Source organism: Gudongella ferriphila (assembly GCF_046224405.1).
Lineage (GTDB): Bacteria > Bacillota > Clostridia > Tissierellales > Tissierellaceae > Gudongella.
On the sequence record NZ_JBJXRK010000001.1, the window covers coordinates 431,276 to 451,548 of the forward strand.

The 20,273-nt window shown below is 45.6% G+C and carries 23 protein-coding genes and 1 riboswitch; of the genes, 5 read left to right on the plus strand and 18 right to left on the minus strand.

What is annotated here, in order from left to right:
* Positions 1 to 45 precede the first annotated feature (45 nt).
* The 11 genes from ACKVDP_RS02120 to ACKVDP_RS02170 form a co-directional block, all read right to left on the minus strand.
* Complete coding sequence (locus ACKVDP_RS02120; RefSeq protein WP_409227144.1) at positions 46 to 1,779, minus strand: S8 family serine peptidase; 1,734 nt, start codon at positions 1,777 to 1,779, stop codon at positions 46 to 48.
* A gap of 137 nt (positions 1,780 to 1,916) precedes the next feature.
* On the minus strand, positions 1,917 to 2,789 hold the full coding sequence (locus tag ACKVDP_RS02125; RefSeq protein ID WP_409227185.1) for a F0F1 ATP synthase subunit gamma: 873 nt from the start codon (positions 2,787 to 2,789) through the stop codon (positions 1,917 to 1,919).
* Positions 2,755 to 4,299: a F0F1 ATP synthase subunit alpha gene (locus tag ACKVDP_RS02130; protein ID WP_409227145.1), complete on the minus strand. Its 1,545-nt coding sequence runs from the start codon at positions 4,297 to 4,299 to the stop codon at positions 2,755 to 2,757. The genes ACKVDP_RS02125 and ACKVDP_RS02130 overlap by 35 nt, the downstream gene beginning before the upstream one ends.
* 17 nt (positions 4,300 to 4,316) lie before the next feature.
* Complete coding sequence (locus ACKVDP_RS02135; protein WP_409227146.1) at positions 4,317 to 5,069, minus strand: F0F1 ATP synthase subunit delta; 753 nt, start codon at positions 5,067 to 5,069, stop codon at positions 4,317 to 4,319.
* Positions 5,070 to 5,073: 4 nt separating this feature from the next.
* Entirely contained in the window at positions 5,074 to 5,340 is a 267-nt protein-coding gene (locus ACKVDP_RS02140; protein WP_409227147.1) for a F0F1 ATP synthase subunit C, read from the minus strand.
* A 12-nt stretch (positions 5,341 to 5,352) separates the two neighbouring features.
* Positions 5,353 to 6,018: a F0F1 ATP synthase subunit A gene (locus ACKVDP_RS02145; protein ID WP_409227148.1), complete on the minus strand. Its 666-nt coding sequence runs from the start codon at positions 6,016 to 6,018 to the stop codon at positions 5,353 to 5,355.
* A gap of 28 nt (positions 6,019 to 6,046) precedes the next feature.
* Positions 6,047 to 6,304, minus strand: coding sequence for an N-ATPase subunit AtpR (locus ACKVDP_RS02150; protein ID WP_409227149.1), 258 nt, complete (start codon positions 6,302 to 6,304; stop codon positions 6,047 to 6,049).
* A 4-nt stretch (positions 6,305 to 6,308) separates the two neighbouring features.
* Positions 6,309 to 6,608: an AtpZ/AtpI family protein gene (locus tag ACKVDP_RS02155; RefSeq protein WP_409227150.1), complete on the minus strand. Its 300-nt coding sequence runs from the start codon at positions 6,606 to 6,608 to the stop codon at positions 6,309 to 6,311.
* Positions 6,609 to 6,613: 5 nt separating this feature from the next.
* Positions 6,614 to 6,991 (minus strand): hypothetical protein, encoded by a 378-nt coding sequence (locus ACKVDP_RS02160; RefSeq protein WP_409227151.1) that lies wholly within the window; start codon positions 6,989 to 6,991, stop codon positions 6,614 to 6,616.
* On the minus strand, positions 6,966 to 8,348 hold the full coding sequence (gene atpD, locus ACKVDP_RS02165) for a F0F1 ATP synthase subunit beta (protein ID WP_458306233.1): 1,383 nt from the start codon (positions 8,346 to 8,348) through the stop codon (positions 6,966 to 6,968). The genes ACKVDP_RS02160 and atpD overlap by 26 nt, the downstream gene beginning before the upstream one ends.
* Positions 8,349 to 8,411: 63 nt before the next feature.
* Complete coding sequence (locus ACKVDP_RS02170; protein WP_409227153.1) at positions 8,412 to 9,524, minus strand: Ldh family oxidoreductase; 1,113 nt, start codon at positions 9,522 to 9,524, stop codon at positions 8,412 to 8,414.
* Between the two features lie 228 nt (positions 9,525 to 9,752).
* A riboswitch (TPP riboswitch) is annotated at positions 9,753 to 9,862 on the plus strand.
* Between the two features lie 91 nt (positions 9,863 to 9,953).
* Between ACKVDP_RS02170 and thiW the strand changes: the two genes are divergently transcribed.
* The 5 genes from thiW to thiE are packed head-to-tail and all read left to right on the plus strand — an operon-like array spanning position 9,954 to position 13,667.
* The gene (gene thiW, locus ACKVDP_RS02175; RefSeq protein ID WP_409227154.1) at positions 9,954 to 10,439 is read left to right on the plus strand and encodes an energy coupling factor transporter S component ThiW; all 486 of its coding nucleotides are present in this window, start codon (positions 9,954 to 9,956) and stop codon (positions 10,437 to 10,439) included.
* Positions 10,439 to 11,242, plus strand: coding sequence for a bifunctional hydroxymethylpyrimidine kinase/phosphomethylpyrimidine kinase (thiD, locus tag ACKVDP_RS02180; protein ID WP_409227155.1), 804 nt, complete (start codon positions 10,439 to 10,441; stop codon positions 11,240 to 11,242). The genes thiW and thiD overlap by 1 nt, the downstream gene beginning before the upstream one ends.
* A complete protein-coding gene (gene cytX, locus ACKVDP_RS02185; RefSeq protein ID WP_409227156.1) occupies positions 11,235 to 12,434 on the plus strand; it encodes a putative hydroxymethylpyrimidine transporter CytX in 1,200 nt (399 codons plus the stop codon). The genes thiD and cytX overlap by 8 nt, the downstream gene beginning before the upstream one ends.
* Positions 12,398 to 13,096, plus strand: coding sequence for a hydroxyethylthiazole kinase (locus ACKVDP_RS02190; protein WP_409227157.1), 699 nt, complete (start codon positions 12,398 to 12,400; stop codon positions 13,094 to 13,096). The genes cytX and ACKVDP_RS02190 overlap by 37 nt, the downstream gene beginning before the upstream one ends.
* Positions 13,071 to 13,667, plus strand: a complete 597-nt coding sequence (gene thiE / locus ACKVDP_RS02195; protein WP_409227158.1) for a thiamine phosphate synthase — start codon at positions 13,071 to 13,073, stop codon at positions 13,665 to 13,667. The genes ACKVDP_RS02190 and thiE overlap by 26 nt, the downstream gene beginning before the upstream one ends.
* Before the next feature lie 65 nt (positions 13,668 to 13,732).
* On the opposite strand, the gene ACKVDP_RS02200 is transcribed toward thiE, so the two are convergent.
* From ACKVDP_RS02200 to ACKVDP_RS02230, 7 genes are all read right to left on the minus strand, one after another.
* On the minus strand, positions 13,733 to 15,772 hold the full coding sequence (locus ACKVDP_RS02200) for a heavy metal translocating P-type ATPase (RefSeq protein ID WP_409227159.1): 2,040 nt from the start codon (positions 15,770 to 15,772) through the stop codon (positions 13,733 to 13,735).
* 26 nt (positions 15,773 to 15,798) lie between these two features.
* Positions 15,799 to 17,268: a multicopper oxidase family protein gene (locus tag ACKVDP_RS02205; protein WP_409227160.1), complete on the minus strand. Its 1,470-nt coding sequence runs from the start codon at positions 17,266 to 17,268 to the stop codon at positions 15,799 to 15,801.
* Positions 17,269 to 17,315: 47 nt separating this feature from the next.
* Entirely contained in the window at positions 17,316 to 17,684 is a 369-nt protein-coding gene (locus ACKVDP_RS02210; protein WP_409227161.1) for an iron chaperone, read from the minus strand.
* Between the two features lie 126 nt (positions 17,685 to 17,810).
* On the minus strand, positions 17,811 to 18,302 hold the full coding sequence (locus tag ACKVDP_RS02215; protein WP_409227162.1) for a pyridoxamine 5'-phosphate oxidase family protein: 492 nt from the start codon (positions 18,300 to 18,302) through the stop codon (positions 17,811 to 17,813).
* 61 nt (positions 18,303 to 18,363) lie between these two features.
* The gene (locus ACKVDP_RS02220; protein WP_409227163.1) at positions 18,364 to 18,858 is read right to left on the minus strand and encodes a GNAT family N-acetyltransferase; all 495 of its coding nucleotides are present in this window, start codon (positions 18,856 to 18,858) and stop codon (positions 18,364 to 18,366) included.
* Between the two features lie 72 nt (positions 18,859 to 18,930).
* The gene (locus tag ACKVDP_RS02225; protein ID WP_409227164.1) at positions 18,931 to 19,314 is read right to left on the minus strand and encodes a hypothetical protein; all 384 of its coding nucleotides are present in this window, start codon (positions 19,312 to 19,314) and stop codon (positions 18,931 to 18,933) included.
* Positions 19,315 to 19,535: 221 nt separating this feature from the next.
* Positions 19,536 to 20,261, minus strand: coding sequence for a plasmid pRiA4b ORF-3 family protein (locus tag ACKVDP_RS02230; RefSeq protein WP_409227165.1), 726 nt, complete (start codon positions 20,259 to 20,261; stop codon positions 19,536 to 19,538).
* Positions 20,262 to 20,273: the final 12 nt, after the last annotated feature.

The window sequence follows — 20,273 nt, forward strand, 5'->3', positions numbered from 1 at the left end:
TGTTGCCTTAGATGTGAAAACCATAGCTCCTAAAATCTCCAAAGACTACTTGACTTTAAACTCTGTATTATCACCTATACTGCCATTCCTGATTGATGCATCAACATAATATGTTCCTTTTGCTGATGTCTTAAGCAATCTGTATTTGAACACCACGCTTCCTGTTGAATCAGTAACACCAGTGTAGGAAGTTGCACTTCCCGATGGTGGAGTAACCACTACATTTACTGTTTCCCCAGGCAATGGGTTGGTTGGATCCTTAACTTCAGCTGTGATATAGACCCAGGTATTCCCGGAGTACTCCGGCTTATCAGTATCTACGGCTAGGCTTGGCTCAGCACCTGGCTCACCCGGAATTGGTGTGAAGTAGGCATCCGCTGTAATGTCCTTATCCATGGTTACAGTTGTAACAGATTCTTTTACAATTGTTCCATCAATTTCCCACCTGTCAAATTTATTGCCTTCTTCAGGTGTCGCAGTAAGAGTAACTTCCTCACCTGAATTGTATTCATATGAACCTGCTGTTGGGACAGTTGTCCCTCCCCCACTGGAAGTGATGGTCAGGGTATAGGTATCAGGAGTAACAGATCCATTATCACCTACCGCAAGATCTGCCCGCACAAGTCCAAATCCTTGATGTTCTGGTGGCAAGCCCAAACCATAAGCTGTTTCAGTGAGAATCCTTCTGACATCTGCATTTGTAAAAGAGGGATCACTTGCCCAAACCAAGGCAGCCGCTCCTGCCACATGTGGGGAAGCCATGGAGGTTCCGCTCCAGCCTTCCTCATATTTGCCGTCAGGAACTGTGCTTTTAATGTTCACTCCTGGTGCAATCAATTCAACATCAGGTCCGGTGCTTGAAAAATATGCACGTTCGTCACTGCCGTCTGAAGCTGCTACTGCAATTACTGAAGCATACTTTGCAGGATAGCCTACAGTATCCTCAGTCCCCTCTACAGTCCCGGAGTTTCCGGCGGATGACACTATCAGTATTCCTTTGTTGTAGGCACTGTTGCAGGCATTTTCAAAGGTGGCTGAATAGGTGCTGCTGCCAAGACTCATATTTATGATTGAAATATCGCTCCGATTATAAACCCATTCAATGCCTGCCACTATTGCTGAAATCGATCCACTGCCGTTATCCCCCAAAACCTTTACTGCATAAAGATTTGCTGATGGTGCGACTCCAACCACTCCAATTCCGTTGTCCAGTGCCGCTATGGTACCTGCGACATGGGTACCGTGTCCATTGACGTCATTGTATTGATCGTCACTCCTTAAGGTCAATCCCCTTAGGTAAAATCTCTTTCCACCTACTACCTCCAAATCTTCATGGTCAACATCAATTCCTGTGTCAAGAACCGCTACTCCGACGTCTGCGCCTCTGCTGGTAGTCCAAGTACCAAATGAATAGGTTTCATCTCCAAATACCCTGTCAATACCCCAGGGAACATCTTGTACCAGGGCATGAACCTCAGAATCCGGCTCAACATAGCTGACCCTAGGATTCTTGGCAAGTGCTGCCGCCTGCTGAGGTGTCATTCGAGCGGCAATCACATCTACTATGCTGAACTCGGCATAGATCTCCCCACCCAAGGCTCTAACAATTCCCTTGTTCTGCTCCCGTGCCGACATGTCATTGAAACCCACAAGCACATCAACCTTTTCAACCGGCTCTGCGCTTTGTACCTGTCCCGTTCCCATGGATAACAGCATAAGGAGCACAACTAATATAACAGTTACCTTCCCATAATTTCCATTAAGTAAACTTCTCATCATTTTCACCCCTTCCATAACCCATTAAAAAAACATCCCATTAATTCTCTTTTAATATATATACCCTGTATTTAATGCAAATAGAAACACCCCTAACTTTAATTTAACAAAGTAAAGGAGTGCCTTATGTGTGCTTGTCTCTAACTATTTGACTTCCTGATGGCCTTGTAGCCTGAAACAACGTCATTAAGCTCCTCGGTTATTCCATTCTGTCTTTGGGTGCTGTATGAAAAATGCAGCTGTTCAAGCTTTTCATCAATATTCTTCTCCGCTGAGGTCATTGACTCTATCCTGCTTATATTCTCTGAAACCAGGGAGTAGCAAAAGCTTCTGAATAATGTAACAAAAAAATACTGTCTTATTATATCTGAAATCAAGAGGTCCCTATCCATTGTAAAGGTTGGGATGCTCCTGGATTCCCACTTCATTTCCTCACTTAGAAATTTTCTGAAGTCAACCGGAAAGAGGACCGTACTCCTTTCACTATAGCTGGAGTGGGCCTCAGGCTTGCAATAGTGCAGCACAATGCTGCCGATATCTTCCTTGTTTCTCAAATCCTCTATTTCCAGCAGCAGCTTCTGAACAACCGATGTTATTCCGTCATTGGTCTGGGGTACAGGCAAGAGGCTGTAGATATCATATTCAGGCTCCAGTCTTTTGAAAATCTGCTGGCCTACTGCAATGATGATGTTCCTCCTGTCTGGTTGGACCCTTGATTTGGTGTAGTTTGTGATATTTTCATTAAAGCGTCCCGCAAGTCCATGGTCAGACCCAAAGACTATGTGAAGAGCTGACCCCTCCTGGGTCCTGATGCTTTCTGGTGGCCCTTCATCCTCTTGGGATAAAACCACATGGATAGCCATATCCAGAACCTCTCGGTAGTTTCCGGAGGCTTCTGCAGCATTCTGGAACTGATGAATGTTCATGGACGCATGGGCCTTCATGGTCTTGACTATGGACTTCAGACTTTCCGCTGAATCAATGCTCCTCCGAAGATTCTGCAGAGTTTGCATCACTGATCAACTCCTCTTCAATTCGCTGGGAAACCCTCTCCTTGAATTCTGACTTTATCTCCTCGCCAATCCTATCTGTTGACTCAATATGGCTCCTGAAATCATCAAATTCTCCAACGACATCCCTGACAAGCGTTTCCGCATCCTTGATTCTCTCAAGAGGTACCTGATCAAACAGCCCCTCTGTCAAGGCCAGGAATATTCCAATCTGCTCTACCACATCCACAGGAGAGAATTGAGGTTGATTGAACACCGCCCTTATCCTTTCACCTCTTGCAAGTATCTTCTTTGTCTCATCATCCAGCTTTGTGCCGAAGCTTGCAAAAATCTCAAGCTCCTCAAATTGCGAGAATGAAAGCTTAAGGTCATTGGTTATGCTTCTGTATACCGGAAGCTGGGTTTTCCCACCTACTCTGGACAGTGAATCTCCAATGTTCAGTGCAGGTATGTTACCCTTGTTGAATATTTTAGATGATACAAAAATCTGCCCATCCGTGATTGAGATAAGATTGGTTGGGATATATGCAGAAATATTCTCCGCCTGGGTCTCAATGATGGGCAAGGCTGTGAGACTGCCATCCCCAAGGTCCTTGGTCAGATGGGTTGAGCGCTCAAGAAGCCTGGAGTGAATATAGAATATATCCCCCGGGTAGGCTTCTCTTCCCGGTGGTCGCTCCAAAAGGAGTGACAGCTCCCTGTAGGCCCTGGCATGCTTTGTCAGATCGTCATATACAACCAAAACATCCTCGCCTTTTTCCATAAAGTACTCCCCCATGGCAGTTGCAGCATAGGGTGCAATATATGCTAGACCTGGCGGATCATCAGCCTGTGCCACTATTACAATGGTGTGGCTCATGGCCTGGTTATCCCTGAGGGACTCCACCAGCTTTGAAATGGTCGATGCCTGTTGTCCGATTGCACAGTATATGCAAATAACATCCTTATCCCTTTGGTTGATTATGGTATCAATGGCTATTGCAGTCTTGCCGGTCTGTCTGTCCCCAACAATCAACTCCCTTTGCCCTTTCCCGATGGGCACGATTGAATCCACCACCTTCAGTCCCGTCTGCAGGGGGCTGTTGACCGGGTCCCTGTCCAATATGGATGGTGCCTCCCTTTCTATGGGCAGCCTTTCAGATGAAGATATGGCTCCAAGATCATCCAGGGCATCTCCCAAGGGATTTATGGCCCTTCCAATAAACTCATGGCCCACTGGAATCTCTGCCACATTGTAGGTCCTCTTCACGGTATCCCCTGATCTTATGTGATTGTAGTTTCCCAAAAGTATGACCCCTACATTGTCAGTATCCAGGTTAAAGGCCATTCCCTTTGTTCCCTTGGGAAATTGTATCAGCTCCTGGTACTTGACCTTTCTCAGTCCCTTTACAATTGCAATTCCCCGGTCCAAGGAGACTACTTCACCCATCTCCTCCACCTCATACTTGTCAAGGTTATCTTCCAAAGCAATATCAACAAATTCACCGAATCTGGTTAATTGTTCTTTTATCATTGCGAATTGCCCCTTTGCTAATTCTTTGCCTCAATGGTCTTCAGGATGTTTATTTCAGTCTGTTCAAGATATTTTTTGAGACTGCTGTTCAACACATAGGACTCAAGCCTTAATTCATAGCCCATAACCAAATCCTCATCCACTGAGTATCGAAGCTCCTTGAAATTCTTGAACTTTTCCTTTAAGGCTGCTTCCAAGGTGGCCTTCTTTTCCTTAGAGATCTCATCAGCACTTACAAATTCGAACTTTTCCTCCTGGAAGGAAATCTCAAAATCAGAGGCGGCCTCCTCCAGCTTGTCAATCTTGTTGAGAAAGGACTCAAAATACTCTTCCTCCAGGTCCTGGTCGGTTATATAGGACAGTATCTGCCTTGCAATCTTTACGGAATTCTGTCCAAGGCTGGTCTGAATCTCCCTTGACAGCCTGTTTTTGTCATCCTCGATCTCCCTTAAAAATTCCTCTCTTCTTCTGTCGGCTTCCTTCTTGTACTTTTCAAGAAGGTCTTCCTTCATGTCCTCAGCCTTTTTCCTGGCCTCCCTTATTGTAGCCTCCTCTTCAGACTCCAGCCTGGCCAGCTTTGCCTGGTATTCATCCATAAGGCTGTTGGCATTTGCCATTTTTTCTTCCGCTTCCCCCAGCAGCTGGTCTATCTTCTGTTGCCTGCTTTCCATTACCTGGTTGACGGGCTTGTAGAAAATCTTCCTCAGAATCAGCAGAAGAATAAAGAAGTTGAATACTTGGGCTAAAATTTCAAACCATTCTATTTGCATGATATCACCCCATAATCGCGTTCCAGAACGGATTGGCGAAAAGAAGAATCATGGATATTACAAAGCAGTAAATAGCCGTTGACTCTATCATTGCCAGTCCTACAAAAAGCGTTCTGGAGATTGTATTGGCCTCATCAGGCTGCTGGGCAATCGACCTCAATGCCTGTGCAACCGCATTTCCTTCCCCGATGGCCGGTGCAATTGACCCGATTGCTATTGTTAGTCCTGCCATCACAATGGATGTCATTCCTATAACCGTAATTGAATCCATAACTCATCCCCCTTAATTTTCACTTGTAGCTGAAGCTATATAGACTGTTGCCAGTATGGCAAAAATATAGGCTTGAATAGCTCCAGTTAATATCCCGAACAACTGTATTACCACTGGAAAGAAAAAGGGTACCACACCTAAGAGAATAATCACGATGACGCTAGTGCTCATAACATTGCCGTACAATCTGACTGCCAGAGAAACGATTCTTGAAAACTCGCTTATGATGTTGAATGGCAGCATTACAATGGATGGCTTTGCATATTCCTTAAGGTAGTTCTTTATTCCCAGGCTCTGTATCCCAAAAAAGGGAACTGCAAAGAACACATAAAGAGACAGGGCTATTGTAGTGTTTAAAGAGCCCGTTGGAGCATGGAAGCCCGGTATAATGGACAGGATCGTGGTCGTCATGATAAATATGAAAAGCGTGCTTATAAATGGCAGATACTTCCCCGGGTCCTGCTGGCTAACGCTCTTTATCTGGTTCTTCATGGTTATAAGGGTGGCTTCAAGGATGGACTGACTCTTGGACATGTTGTTTTCATCGGTAAGATTCCTGGTCAGCAGCAAGCCTGCCACTGTCAAAATCAGCATTGTCACCCATGTAAACACCAGGGTGGCAGTAATCCTGACAAAGCCCCACTCAAAATATACTATGCTACTAGGATCAATGGACATATTTCTCTCCTTTTCCTTTTCATATAGCCTAACTTTCCTTCCTTTTCACCCTCCAGGTCAAATAGGTCCTGGCCAATATTATCCCCAATAGTGCAAGGGGAATATTGTAGAAGCTGTCTCCTCGGATGAGGTACAAACCCACCAATAGGATTGCCATCCTGACAATCAGGCTTGCCAGCATAAATACCGCTGGATGCTTCATATCCGCCATTCGTTTGACGCTGAAGTACAGCCCTCCAAAGAAGACAAATCCAAGCAAAATTCCTGTTATAAATGCTATAACCATAGTTTCACTTCCTTTTATTGCTTTTTTCGTTGATCCAGCGCCATGCATTATAGCACCCAATAATCAGCCCTGCGAACATAAGGGTAAGGGTCCAGGAGAAATTCACCTGGAATCTTTTGTCAAGATACAAGCCCAAGGCAACCCCAAGGAGGGTTGGTACGGTTACTGACCAGCCGATTATTCCGAAAACGCCCATGCCAAACATGATCTCCTTCCCTTCCTTTTGGGACCTTAGCCTGTGCTTTACATCATCCGATATCTTGTTTGCAAGCTCCTCTTCAGGGCTAGGTTTCTTCTTATCCAAAGCTATCACTCCATTTCAGAGATTCTCTTCAGCGTTGCGATTTCCATTCTGGACAATATCTCATTGGTGACTTTTTCTCTTTCGCTCTGTACGCTGAACTTCTCCTGGACTGCCTGGTTAAGCTTCTCCAGGGATTCTCCCCTTATGACCTGCTGGCATACCACATAAACCTTTTGCCCCTTCTTCACAAGAATTCCATAATTTATTGCGTAGTACTCCTCAGATTCACCAACAAGAAGGGTGAGTATTCCCGCCTTCAGGGAAGACACAAAATCGATGTGTCTGGGCAGTATCTGAAAATTCCCCTCGGTCCCCGGTGCCGTCAGGCTATCTATTTCCTTCTGAACAATGGTCTTGTTAGGTATTATTATTTCTACGTTCATTGGCCTCATCCACATTTCCTATCATATACAGGTCACTCTCCCTATAATCCTCAAATTCATCATTTAGTATCCTCTCAAATCCATCCAGAGAATCCTCAAGCTCCACAAACCTTCCTTCCATTCCTGTAAACTGTTCAGTGGTGAAGAAAGGCTGTGTCAGAAATCTCTGCAGCTTCCTGGCCCTTAGAACAGTATCCCTGTTCTCCTTTGAGAGCTCCTCTATTCCAAGCATTGCAATTACATCCTTGAGCTCGTCATAGATTGCCAGGTTCCTTTTTATTTCCTGGGCTATATTGTAGTGCCTCTCCCCTACAATCCTCTTGTTCAGCATCTTCGATGTGGTATTGAGAGGGTCAATGGCAGGATACAGGCCCTCGCTGGCCTTTTTCCTTGAAAGGATTATGGAGGCTGAAAGGTGGGAAAATATGTGGGTGGCGGATGGGTCTGTAAAGTCGTCTGCAGGTACGTACACAGCCTGGATGGAGGTTATTGAATTCGTCTTTGTGCTTGAAATTCTTTCCTGAAGCTCTGAAAGCTCACTGGAAAGCGTCGGCTGATACCCGACCCTTGAGGGCATCTTGCCCATGAGGCCGGAAACCTCGGACCCCGCCTGGATAAACCTGAAAATATTGTCAATCAGCAGCAGAACATCCCTCTTTTCAACATCCCTCAGGTACTCTGACATTGTCAGCGCAGCATGACCCACCCGAAACCTGGCTCCAGGTGGTTCGTTCATCTGGGCAAATATGAGGATTGCATTCTCAATTACCCCCGTTTCCCTCATTTCCCTGTATAACTCCTCAGCCTCTCTGGATCTTTCCCCGATTCCACAGAATACGCTGTAGCCCTTGCTCTTCTTGGCAGTGTTGTTGATAAGCTCAGTTATAAGTACCGACTTTCCCACTCCTGCACCACCAAAAAGCCCTGCCTTCTCACCTTTTGGCAATGGTGCCAGAACATCTATTGCCTTTATCCCTGTTAGGAATATCTCATCTGAGGAGCTTCTCTGTGAAAATGACACAGGATCCTGGTGAATGGACCTAAGAGTGTCATCCTCTCTTTTTTCCGGATCCACAAGATTGTTCCCAAACACATCATACAAATTCCCAAGTGTCTGTTTTCCCACAGGGATCATCAGGTGGTCTCCCGTGTCCCATATGGGGTCATTCCTGGCAAGCCCCGCCGTGAATGTCAGGGCAATAAGCTTGACAGTTGTCGAGTCAACATGGGAGCTGACCTCAAAAATCATCTCCTTGTCCTCCCCTGCCACGACCTTGTTGTTTATCTCTGGAAGCCTGTTCTCAAAAACAGCCTCCACGACGCTACCCCTTACTGTCTTCACATATCCCTCATTCATGGTCGGCATCCTCATCACCTCATTTCAATGGTATAGTCATTACCTACCCTATGACCGGAGCCTCTAATCCTCCTCAAATGGAAACCTGAAGTCCAGGCCCAAACCATCCCTAACCTCAATGAGATCCTTCTGTACACCTTCATTCACAGGAACCCCCTTCAGGTCCCTCTCCTGCTTGACCAGATACTCCTTCTCACCTGCTGTGAATATCCTCTCCTCTCCAGGAGCAACCTTCGAGCTTCTCAATTCCCTAAGTATGTTTCCTGCTGTGCGTCTGAAGCTGTCCGCACCCATAAAGGCCTCAGTGTCTATGGCTATGAAGAAATGTCCAAGGGGATAGGGTATCTTCTCTCCCCCTTCACCTATTCCTGAAAGCATCCTCAGATAGCTCCCGGCCTGAAGTGCAGCTGACAGGATTTCAACAACAGTTGCATAGCCGTAGCCCTTGTGTCCTCCCATCTCCTCTCCTATGCCTCCAAGAGGTGCAAAGGCTGCCTCACCTGTAAGCAGGTCCTTTAGAATCCTTTCACTGTCTGTCATTGCCGAGCCGTCGCTTCCAACTACCATACCTGCAGGAGTGTCCTTGCCCATTCTAGCATAGTATTCTATCCTTCCCCTTTGGGTTATGCTGGTTGCACAATCCAAGACAAATGGGAAGTTCTCATCAGTTGGCAATCCAAAGGTCAGGGGATTTGTGCCAAGCATATTCTCAACACCAAAGGTCGGTGCAATGGATGGCCTTGCATTTGTTCCAGTGATACCGATCATATCCTCCTCTGTTGCCATGGTCACATAGTAGCCGGCAATCCCGTAATGGGTGGAGTTCCTTACGGCCACCATCCCCATTCCATATTTTTTGGCCTTTTCAATTGCCAGCTTCATGGACCTGTAGGAGACAACCATGCCCATGCCGTTGTGTCCGTCCACCACGGCAGTTGTAGGGGTCTCCCTTACTATCTCCATTTCAGTCACCGGGTTCAGGATCCCCTGGTTTATCCTGTCCATGTATATGGGCTTAAAGCGATTGACACCATGGCTTTCAATCCCCCGTCTGTCGCTCTCCATGAGGATTTCTGCACAGATCCTTGCATCCTCCCTGGGAACCCCGACCTTTTCAAAGGCTTGGACCATAAAATCCCCTATAAGCTTCCACGGTAAATACACCTTGTTATCCATTTGGACCCTCCTCAATCATTTAATCTTTGAATCCCTAGCTTCGAATAAAACAAAAATAATCCTACAACCACATTTCACTTTAACGTTTTAATTTGTCCATTCTATTGGATTTATACCCTTCACATGGCTACAGCCACAGAACATTTGGATTTTCCAATTTAAAATGCTCAAAACTTAACGTTTGACACCTCTTTTGATTTCTGGTATATTGTTCTCAAGTTAATAATACAATTGTACTAGGGGAGCTGGAATGGCCAGCTGAAAGTGAAGCCCATAAGTTTCTTACCCTTATACCTGATCTGGATAATACCAGCGTAGGGAAGTATCATGCTGCATATAGAGCATATTTCCGTCGCAAGGAGATATGCTTTTATTTATACCTTGCAGACATCCAGCCTTCTAGTACAAAAAATACAAGGAGGTTTTTTTATGCAAACAAAGAAACTCGTTCTAAGTGGATTGCTGGTTTCAATCGGTGTGCTTGCAAGCCACATCATTGTAATCCCAGTGGGCGTTGCAAAGGCATATCCCCTGCAGCATACAATTAACGTCATAAGCGCCATATTACTGGGTCCAGGCTATGCTGTATCCAACGCCCTGCTGATTTCACTGTTGAGAAATGTCTTGGGTGTCGGATCAGTTCTTGCATTTCCAGGAAGCATGTTCGGTGCAATGTTGGCGGGCCTTGCCTATAAATACTTCAAAAAATCCTATGCAGCTGGCATAGGTGAAGTAATAGGCACAGGGATGGTTGGAAGTCTTGTTGCTTTTCCCCTCTCACGGTTCCTGTTGGGGTCCGAAGCAGGTGCGTTCTTCTTTATTCCACCATTTATGATTTCAAGCCTAGGTGGTGCAATCATTGGAATCTTAACTGTCAAGTCACTGAATGGTCTAGGGAAGGGGGTTCTACTGTAATGAAAAAGGTATTAACAATAGCGGGCAGCGATTCATCAGGTGGAGCAGGTATACAGGGAGACCTGAAGGCATTTTCAGCAAATGGAACTTTTGGCATGAGTGTCATTACAGCAGTGACTGCCCAGAACACACAGGGGGTGTCTCTAGTTCATGATATTCCAAGGAAGGTGATTGAGACACAGATAAGTGCCCTGTTCGATGATATGGAAATAGACGGAATCAAAATAGGCATGGTCTCAATTCCTGACACCATAGAAATGATAGCTAAAACCTTAATAAAATATTCTTTGCCTAAGATTGTGCTGGACCCTGTCATGGTATCAAAGAGCGGTTCTCATCTCCTTCAGCCTGATGCAGTAAATGCACTTAAGGATCAGCTTGTTCCCATGGCATACCTTATCACCCCAAATATTCCCGAAGCGGAAGTATTGACCGGAGTGAAGATAAAAAGCGAGAAGGACATGATCAAGGCAGCCAAAGAGCTGATGTCTCTTGGATGCCAGAACGTGCTGATAAAGGGTGGACACCTTGAAGGTCCTGCGGTCGATATCCTCTTTGACGGCATGGAAATAAGGAGATTCCACGCTGAAAGGCTAGCTTCCAACAGCAATCATGGCACTGGCTGCGCGCTGTCCTCGGCAATATGCTCCAATCTCGCCAAGGGGCTCAGTTTGGATGATGCTGTCCAAAATGGAAAGGCATATGTCTATGAGAGTATAAAATATGGCTTTGCGGTGGGAAAGGGTGTCGGTGTTCTACATCACTTCCATAATTTCCATGAAGGAGGGTCACGCAATGGATAGATTCAGTGGATTGAACCTTACTTTCCTGTGGTTTGGAGCTGCAATTTCAGTTGCAGAAGTAATGACCGGAGGATTGCTGGCTCCCCTGGGCTTCAAGCAGGGTATATTTGTAATCATAGTCGGCCATATAATAGGCGGCCTCATTATGGCAGCTGCTGGGAACATAGGCTACGAAAAGAAGCTTGCAAGCATGGAATCCACCGAGCTGACCTTTGGCAAGTACGGCAAGGCCCTGTTCTCTTTTCTTAATGCAACCCAGCTTGTGGGGTGGACGGTCATCATGCTCATATCCGGCGGTGCGGCAACATCGGTGCTGACCCAGAACATCCTCTCCTTTGGTTCCACTACCACATGGATAGTTGTTCTCGGAGTGCTTATAGCACTTTGGCTATATGTTGGCAAGGGCCTATGGAAGGTAGGCAATATTTTAGTTGGCATTTCAATGCTTGCCATTACAATTATCCTTATAGGAATAGGTCTGGGCACAGAAGGAGTCACTTCAATGACCAACCAGAACACCCTTTCATTGGGACTTGCTATTGAACTGACAATAGTTATGCCAATCTCATGGGTTCCTCTTGTGGCTGACTATACAAGGGACAGCAAAAGCAAGCTGGGAGGTAACCTGGGTACGTTTATCGGGTATTTTATTGGGAGCTCACTAATGTATTTTGTCGGCCTTATTGCAGCATTGGGCTTTGGCAGCACGGATATAGGCTCCATACTCCTCAATCAGGGCTACGGACCTATCGGTGTGTTGATCATTATGCTTTCCACCATCTCCACTACATATCTGGATGCCTTCAGCGCAGGCCTGTCAGTCAAGAATCTCCTTCCTGGGTTTTCCGAAAAGCACCTTGGAACCGGCGTTGTGCTTTTGTCCATATTGATAGCTTTGACCTTTCCAATGTCGGCCTATGAAGGATTCCTGTTGTGGATTGGCGCCTTGTTTGTACCCCTGTTCGCTATCCTCATAACTGACTACTACATCCTGGGTAATCAATCCACATCCGATGCCCTTGCATTGGTCCTCTGGATACTTGGAGTTGGCGTATACAGAATCTTTGTAGCCATCGACCTGTCCATTGGGACCACATTGCCAGCAATGGCCCTTGTATCACTGCTATACTACACTTCAACGAAAGGAATGATGATATGGAAGGAAAGAAAATCCCAGTCCTCCACCACATAACAAATGAAGTGGCTTCAAACCTTCAGGCACAGGTAACAGAGCTGATGGGGTTGATTCCCATAATGGGTAACAGCAGTCTTGATGCCCATGAGATAGCCTCCGTGTCATCCGGACTGGTTTTGAACCTGGGAATGCCAAATCCAGACAAGCTTCATGCAATCAGAAATACAATTCCAGTTTATAAAGCCGCCGGCAAGCCAATAGTACTTGATCCTGTGGGTATTTCCCTATCAAATTCCAGAAGGGGTCTTGCCCTTGAACTGATCAAGGGCAAAGGAATTTCTGTTATAAAAGGAAACCAAAGTGAAATAGGCTCTCTTCTCAATGAAAGAGACGCAGAGGCTTTTACCCTAAATTACAAGGCTGTGCTGGTAACGACGGGAAAGACCGTTCAGATCACCCACGGCAAAAGAAGTGAGTTCTTGGAAATGCCAGCAAGCAAAATTCACAAACTCCCTGGAACAGGCTGCATCCTCGGCACAATAATTGGCTGTCTTTTACTAAAGGGTCTTTCTCCATTTGATGCATCGGTCTTCTCAGCTAGCCTTATGGCAAAAACTGCAGAGAGGATCCCACCTGAACTTTCCTACGGGAGGATTCAGGAAATCTTACTAACAGAACTGGAGGTTTTGGCAAATGAGAATTTATCTAATCACAAGTGATATGAAGGATGAGAGGCAATGGTTTGAAAGAATAGACAGAATCCTCAAATCAGGAATTGACATGCTTCAATACAGGGACAAGGCGAACTCCACCTTGACCATACATGAAACGGCAAGGAAGCTGAAAATCCTATGCAAAAAATACAATACACCCCTTATCATAAACAACAGGGTGGATGTTTGCATGGCTTTGGATGCTGACGGTGTCCATCTTGGTGGTGATGATCTTCCTATTGAAACAGCAAGGAAAATCATGGGGCCTGAAAAGATCATAGGCGCTTCCGCAAGGACTGTTGAGGCCATCAAAAATGGCGAAATAAAAAGAGTCGATTATTTCGGGTCAGGAGCCATGTTTGATACCGATACCAAAGTAGATGCCAAAAAGATATCAAAGGACCAGCTAAAACTCCTTGTTGATAGTACCTCCCTCCCGGTCTATGCCATTGGTGGAATAAATGCTGAAAATGTACACCAGCTCGAAAACACAGGAATTGCAGGCGTTTGTCTATCAGCTGGACTGATGCTCAACTCAGACCCTGAAGGACTTATTGAGAAGATTAAAGGAATGTAAATAAAAAATCCACCCTCCAGAAGGAGCTTGACACTTACTCTTCCTTCCATAGGGTGGATTTGAATCTAGGCCTTCAACATCTTGGCGTTTATTGCGACTATAACGGTACTCATGCTCATTAGTATGGCTCCAACTGCGGGGCTTAGAACTATCCCCCAAGGTGCCAGAACTCCTGCTGCAAGAGGTATGGCTATTATGTTGTATCCGCTTGCCCACCACAGGTTCTGGACCATCTTTCTGTAGGTTTTCCTTGACAGGTCCATAAGGGCGACAACGTCATTCGGATTGCTCTTTACAAGGACAACATCTGCTGTCTCCATTGCCACATCAGTCCCTGCACCTATGGCAATACCCAGGTCTGCTGTAGCAAGGGCAGGGGCATCGTTGACCCCGTCTCCTGTCATTGCAACCTTCCAGCCCTTGTCCTCCTTGATCTTCTTGATCTGATTCGCCTTGTCATCCGGTAGAACCCCGGCATAGACTTCATCTATACCCAGCTGTCCGGCAACCCAGTCAGCAACCTTCCGGTTGTCACCTGTTAGCATTATGGAATGGACTCCCATCTCCTTCAGGGATGCAATGGCCTCCTTGGCAGTTTCCCTTACCATGTCAGCAAGGCCGATCATTCCAATGATTTTATCCTCAACAAGGACAAACACAACAGTCTTTCCATCTTCGCTCATCTTGTCGAAATTCTCCCTGTCATATGAAAGTTCCCTGCTCTCTATATAGCCTATGCTTACAACATTGATTTTCTCTCCACCTATCCTGCCTTCTATTCCCTTGCCGGTCAGAGATTGAAAGTCCTGGACCTTGCCAAGGTCAATTTCTCTTTCATTGGCTTCATTGACAATTCCGGTTGCAATTGGATGCTCCGAATTCTGTTCAAGGCCTGCCGCTGTTTTCAACACCTGAGCCTCTTCGTAGCCTTCGGCTGGTACAATATCCGTTACGCCGAACTCACCCTTTGTAAGGGTCCCGGTCTTGTCAAACACTACAGCATCAAGATTCCTGGCCCCCTCGAAGTTGGCACGGTTCCTTATTAGCAGCCCCTGCTTGGCTGAAAGGGTTGTTGAAACCGCAACCACAAGGGGTGATGCAAGCCCAAGTGCATGGGGGCATGTTATTACCATAACCGTAACCATCCGCTCAAGGGCCATGTCAAACTCATAACCAAGTGACAGCCAGACAAAGAGGGTAATAAAGCCGGCACCAAGGGCCAGGTAGAACAGCCATTTGGCAGCCCTGTTTGTAAGATCCTGGGTCTTGGACTTTGTTTCCTGGGCCTCCCGGACCATCCTGATTACCTGTGAAAGGTAGGAATCCTCCCCGGTCTTTTCAACCTGGACGGTCAGTGAGCCCTCCTTGTTTACGGATCCCCCTATCACCTCATCATCTTCTTTTTTCTCAACAGGAACAGACTCTCCGGTTAGCATTGACTCGTCAACTGCGGATTTCCCGTCCACAATCACTCCATCAACAGGTATCTTCTCGCCAGGCTTAACAAGGACACGGTCTCCGCTTTTCAGTTCAGATAATGGAACATCCTCAGCATTACCCTCATCATCCAGTCTGTGGGCCTCATTGGGCATAAGCTTAACCAGCTCCTCCAGAGCATTTGAAGCACCCATCACTGATTTCATCTCGATCCAGTGACCAAGAAGCATAATGTCAACAAGGGTTGCCAGCTCCCAGAAGAGCTGCTTGCCTTCCCAGCCAAACACCACAAGGCTGCTGTAGCCATAGGCAATGGTTATCGCCAGGGCAATCAGCATCATCATTCCGGGACTCCTGTCCTTCAGCTCATCCCTGGCCCCGGTTATAAAGGGCCATCCACCGTAGAAAAAAACCACAGTGGACAAACCAAAGAGGATGTACATATCCCCTGAGAACCTCCAGTCCACTCCAAGAAAGCCTTGAATCATGGGAGACAGGGCTAGAATGGGTATGGTCAGAACCAGGGAGATGAAAAAGCGTCTCCTAAAGTCAGCCACCATATCTCCGTGGTCATGTCCTCCATGGTCCCCGTGATCCTTGTGTTTGTCATGACTGCCATGATTGTCATGATTCTTCTGTTCTTTCATCCTTTTATCATCGTCCTTCATCAATATCACTCCTAACAAGACCTATCTCATTCAACAAGAAACTGACCCATCATGCCGACATCCTCGTGCTCCAGTATGTGGCAGTGGTACATAAACAGCCCTGGCTTTTTGAATCTTGCAATAACCCTCACAGTCTCATCGGCATCCACAACAAAGGAGTCCTTCCATCCCCTTTCAAAGATATATGGAGGATTCCCATCCCGGTCAAGGATCTGGAACTGGGTTCCGTGGGCGTGGAAGGGATGTACGCTTCCTGCCATCATGCCCATTCCGCTCTGGTTTGATACGACCCAAATCTCAGTGTCACCAAGGTTTACATATTCATCTATCCTGTCCATATCAAACTGCTTGCCATTTATGTTTACAGTGGGACCCATACCCAGAAATACAAATTCCCTGGTCCTTGTGGCATCCTCAGGCTTCAGCCATTCAATTTCAGTAAGTGATCCCGGTACTGCATAATCATTTACCCTGTTTCCATCCACAATGAATTCCATGAAGCTCCTGTCCCGATGAGAAAGGCTGATCCTTTCACCATCCTGATAGCTTGAGAAATCCATCAGGATCTCAGCCCTTTCAGATGGGCCAAGAATGAGTCTTTCAAGCTCAACAGGCTCCTCCAGAAATCCACCGTCCGTGGCAATCTGATGGAAGCTGCTGCCATCATCAAGTCTAAGGTCAAATATTGTAGCATTTGAGCCGTTAAGGATCCTGAATCTCATCAATCCTTTTTCCACATGCAGATAGGGTCCAATTTCACCATTTACAAGAATCTCATTCCCCATCAGCCCAAACATCACATCAGGACCGCCTAGAATATATTCTAAGCTTCCATCCTCACCAAACCTCTTGTCCTGGATTATCAGCGGTATGTCGTTTTTCCCGTACTCCTTTGGAATGTCCAATAAATCCGAAACCTCATCCTCTATTATAAAAAGACCCGCCAGACCCTTATATACCTGCCTTCCAGTATTGTAGTGGGGATGGGGATGGTACCAAAGTGTAGCTGCAGGCTGGTCTATCGTAAATTCAGGGCTCCAGGTCTCACCAGGATGAATTCCTGAATGAGGTCCTCCGTCGTCTTCTCCCTCAACCTCCAGGCCATGCCAGTGTATTGTGGTCAACTCGCCAGTCAAGCTGTTCTCAACATTTACAGCTACAGTCTCCCCCCTTCTGGTCCTTATGACAGGACCAAGAAAATCACCATTGTAGCCCATGGTTTCCGTCCAAACCCCGGGGAAAAACTCCCTGCTGCCATTCTGGGCTACCATGAAAAACTCAGCCCTATCAGGTGAAGGATCTGTATCCTCAAGAATCTGCGGAATGGGTAGTGTAGAATTGTTCACTGCATCAGGACTTTCACCCTCCTCTCCTGCAGGTTTCTCAATTGGTATCTCATCAACTGGTCCTGGTATTTGGGTTGGCCTGTTCATAAAAAACAGCATCCCCCAAACTACCACCACCAAGCCTGCCAAGACAACTATAATCTTTTTCAATAACCTCACCTCAAATCATAAATTTCATTAACCCCACCATCTTGTATCTATCTCCAGAATCTGGTCATGTCCTTCTTGTCTTCAATATTGTATTGGATCATCATGTCAATAAGATCAAGGTCCACCTTTTCCTTCCATTTGATCTTCATGGTCATCTTTGTCCTCTCATAGCCTGATTCTCTGATCTCCTTATCAAAAATGTCCAGGGTATGGGCTTCAGGTGAAAGAGAAATATGTCCCTTGGATATGCTAAAACCTATGATAAAGGTTCCATGGTCGCTGAACATGGGCTGATTCCACTTTATCTCCTCCTTCAGGTGAGGATACTTCTCCTTGATATGGTCAAGTATCATCTTGATCCTGTCTCTCTTGCCTGGCTCATCTATCTGATCTATGAATTCCTTGTGAGTGTCCATTAAAATCCCTCCTTAGATGCTTTTTACCCCTTGCAATATGGACTTACAACAATCCAGAGTTAAAGACATATGCTCGTATTGTTGTTTCAGACAAAGAAAAAAAGCGGGGTTACCCGCTTTGTGTGCTTACTTCTTATTCTTTTCCCTTACAAACTCAATTGCTTCCTTGCCTGTCATATGGTCAATGTCGATGGCAATAATGTGTGAAGTCTTGCAGCCCTTGATTTCCTTAATGTTGGCCTCCTCGGGAAGGTCACCGGAATACTTGTCCACCAAGGCCTTAAAGCCTTCAATCCACTCATCACCCTCAACAATCCTGGCCTTTCCAAATGCAATCACACTTCTGAAATATGTAGTGTACTCCTCGCTTACAATTGTGTCCTCATCCACCACAGCAAAGGAAACCTTGGGATCTTTTGTTATGGCATCCACCTTGTGCCCTGATTTTGCCGAATGGAAATATAACTTGTCATTGTAATATACATAGCTTACTGGGACTGCATAGGGATAATCCCCATCACCATGACATGCAAGTACTCCGTTTGTCCCCCTGTCAAATACCGCCGCCACATCCTCCTGGCTCAGCAACTGATTTTTCCTTCTCATTTCCCTGAACATAAAATACCTCCCCTGATTGGCTAAAGCTTACACATAAGCCTATAGTAATATTTTATTCCTCTTACTTCCTAAATTCCAAAATCATATCATACCAGGTGGCTCCGCCGTGTTGGGAATCAGATACTCCAAGATTTTCGAATCCGAATTTTTCATAGTATTTGATCAGCTTATCCTTGCAAGTAAGAATGACACCTTTTCTTCCTGACTTTTTAGATTCCTCAATCATATGCTCCATAAGCATTGCAGCAATCCCCTGTCTCTGATACTCAGGTATTACATCAAGTCCAAATATCGCCTGGTAATCTCCCTGTGGATTGTGCAGGTTGGAATCACTGAACATCTCACCCCTGATTGTTCTTTCATCGGTTACACAACCATTTACAAAGCCTATGATCCTATTGTCAGCTTCAGCAGCGAAAAAGCTGTCAGGGAAGGTCCTAATCCTGTTTTCAAGTGACTCCCTTGTTGCCGCCTCTGCCTGAGGAAAGCACTCAGCCTCAACCGAAACCACCTCTTCAAGATCCTCTTCTGTCACTTTTCTGATTCTTACATCCATTTCCTCCACTTCCTTTCAACTGGGCTGATACCCCTCTACACAAAACCCACCACAAGGGTGGTGAGTTATTGTTTATACTATCCTTTTCTGAATCCTTCTGATATCAACCTCGTGTTTGCCTAATATTTCCTTGAAAACCTGGTTTTCCTCTATAATGATGTCTAGCTTCTTACTGGTATCTTCCTTGAATTCAGTAAGTATTGCCGTCTGCTCTACCACTGCATCCAATTTTCTTTCAAAGCTTACCATTCTGTCTTCAAAGCTTACCATTCTGTCTTCAAAGCTTCCCATTCTGTTTTCAAAGCTTCCCATTCTGTCTTCAAGGCTTCCCATTCTGTTTTCAAGGCTTCCCATTCTATCTTCAAAGCTTCCCATTCTGTCTTCAAGCTTGCCTTGACCCGCTTTAAGATCCTTCAATTCCTCCAGCACTATCCTTTGAAATTCTTCATTGGTCATATGGCCACCTCCACGATTTCATCCGTATGGATATTATACCACAAATTCCATGCGGAATTATTACTTAAATCTTATCATATTTAAATAACGCGTACAAGTGTTCGATTTATTTTTCTTAATATTTTCCACTTATATTTTCAAATTTTCCCACATGACAAATCTTATTACCCAGAGTTTGACTATTCGAATCCGACTCCTGACTGTGTTCCGGGTTAATTGTTCTATCTATACTTATCCTCAATCACCTCATAGTTATGATGGTTTATCATGTCCCACTGGGTCTTTTTCCATTTCACAGCCTTAATCATATGGTTTATCCAATCAGGGTCATACTCCCTGTAGTTTTGTTGCTTTGCCCACTCTCTTGCCTTATTGTGATGCTTGCTGTCTGGATTCTTGTACTCCTTGAGAAACTCCACAAATCCAGCCACTCCTCCCACATCCTCAGGGGGAGCATCTCCCTCACCATCCAGAAGGGTCGGGTAACCAAAATAGTAGTCATTTACAACATCCTCAAGGGTGATCAGAATATTCCATCCATCTCCGAAGTCATAGGTGTACTCTAGGCTTCCATATTCCTCTAAAAACCTGTCGATTTTGATCCCTGAAGGTTTTCTCACCTGGATGCCCAGGGCCTTGATCCTGTTTCTCTCAAATTCAGAATACTGGGATTTGGACTTCTTCAATTTGTTCATATACTTCTTCTTGTTCCTCTCAAAATCCTTGTGCTGCTCATATGAATCTTCGTCATTGGTAACCCTGATCCTGTCCTTTTCCAGTACAAACTCATAGAGATGGTAGTCAGTACCAAGTATGCTTTTGAAATTGGTTGCAAACTGTATGGCCTCGTGCAGCCTTCTAAAGGTGCACCCATCAGGAATGACAAGCCTTCTCCACACCCTCGGTGACAGGTCGGTAAATTCGATTGTAATGATATATCCCTTCATATCTTCTCCCCC

What these genes read in the sequence shown, in the direction of transcription:
- ACKVDP_RS02145 (WP_409227148.1), bottom strand. Translation starts at nt 6,018, where the DNA reads ATGTCCATTGATCCTAGTAGCATAGTATATTTTGAGTGGGGCTTTGTC.
- ACKVDP_RS02225 (WP_409227164.1), bottom strand. Translation starts at nt 19,314, where the DNA reads ATGACCAATGAAGAATTTCAAAGGATAGTGCTGGAGGAATTGAAGGAT.
- ACKVDP_RS02190 (WP_409227157.1), top strand. Translation starts at nt 12,398, where the DNA reads ATGGAAGGAAAGAAAATCCCAGTCCTCCACCACATAACAAATGAAGTG.
- thiD (WP_409227155.1), top strand. Translation starts at nt 10,439, where the DNA reads ATGAAAAAGGTATTAACAATAGCGGGCAGCGATTCATCAGGTGGAGCA.
- ACKVDP_RS02130 (WP_409227145.1), bottom strand. Translation starts at nt 4,299, where the DNA reads ATGATAAAAGAACAATTAACCAGATTCGGTGAATTTGTTGATATTGCT.
- ACKVDP_RS02140 (WP_409227147.1), bottom strand. Translation starts at nt 5,340, where the DNA reads ATGGATTCAATTACGGTTATAGGAATGACATCCATTGTGATGGCAGGA.
- ACKVDP_RS02160 (WP_409227151.1), bottom strand. Translation starts at nt 6,991, where the DNA reads ATGAACGTAGAAATAATAATACCTAACAAGACCATTGTTCAGAAGGAA.
- cytX (WP_409227156.1), top strand. Translation starts at nt 11,235, where the DNA reads ATGGATAGATTCAGTGGATTGAACCTTACTTTCCTGTGGTTTGGAGCT.
- ACKVDP_RS02220 (WP_409227163.1), bottom strand. Translation starts at nt 18,858, where the DNA reads ATGGATGTAAGAATCAGAAAAGTGACAGAAGAGGATCTTGAAGAGGTG.
- ACKVDP_RS02125 (WP_409227185.1), bottom strand. Translation starts at nt 2,789, where the DNA reads ATGCAAACTCTGCAGAATCTTCGGAGGAGCATTGATTCAGCGGAAAGT.
- ACKVDP_RS02200 (WP_409227159.1), bottom strand. Translation starts at nt 15,772, where the DNA reads ATGAAGGACGATGATAAAAGGATGAAAGAACAGAAGAATCATGACAAT.
- thiW (WP_409227154.1), top strand. Translation starts at nt 9,954, where the DNA reads ATGCAAACAAAGAAACTCGTTCTAAGTGGATTGCTGGTTTCAATCGGT.
- ACKVDP_RS02120 (WP_409227144.1), bottom strand. Translation starts at nt 1,779, where the DNA reads ATGATGAGAAGTTTACTTAATGGAAATTATGGGAAGGTAACTGTTATA.
- ACKVDP_RS02210 (WP_409227161.1), bottom strand. Translation starts at nt 17,684, where the DNA reads ATGGACACTCACAAGGAATTCATAGATCAGATAGATGAGCCAGGCAAG.
- ACKVDP_RS02135 (WP_409227146.1), bottom strand. Translation starts at nt 5,069, where the DNA reads ATGCAAATAGAATGGTTTGAAATTTTAGCCCAAGTATTCAACTTCTTT.
- thiE (WP_409227158.1), top strand. Translation starts at nt 13,071, where the DNA reads ATGAGAATTTATCTAATCACAAGTGATATGAAGGATGAGAGGCAATGG.
- ACKVDP_RS02230 (WP_409227165.1), bottom strand. Translation starts at nt 20,261, where the DNA reads ATGAAGGGATATATCATTACAATCGAATTTACCGACCTGTCACCGAGG.
- ACKVDP_RS02150 (WP_409227149.1), bottom strand. Translation starts at nt 6,304, where the DNA reads ATGGTTATAGCATTTATAACAGGAATTTTGCTTGGATTTGTCTTCTTT.
- atpD (WP_458306233.1), bottom strand. Translation starts at nt 8,348, where the DNA reads ATGAATGAGGGATATGTGAAGACAGTAAGGGGTAGCGTCGTGGAGGCT.
- ACKVDP_RS02215 (WP_409227162.1), bottom strand. Translation starts at nt 18,302, where the DNA reads ATGTTCAGGGAAATGAGAAGGAAAAATCAGTTGCTGAGCCAGGAGGAT.
- ACKVDP_RS02170 (WP_409227153.1), bottom strand. Translation starts at nt 9,524, where the DNA reads ATGGATAACAAGGTGTATTTACCGTGGAAGCTTATAGGGGATTTTATG.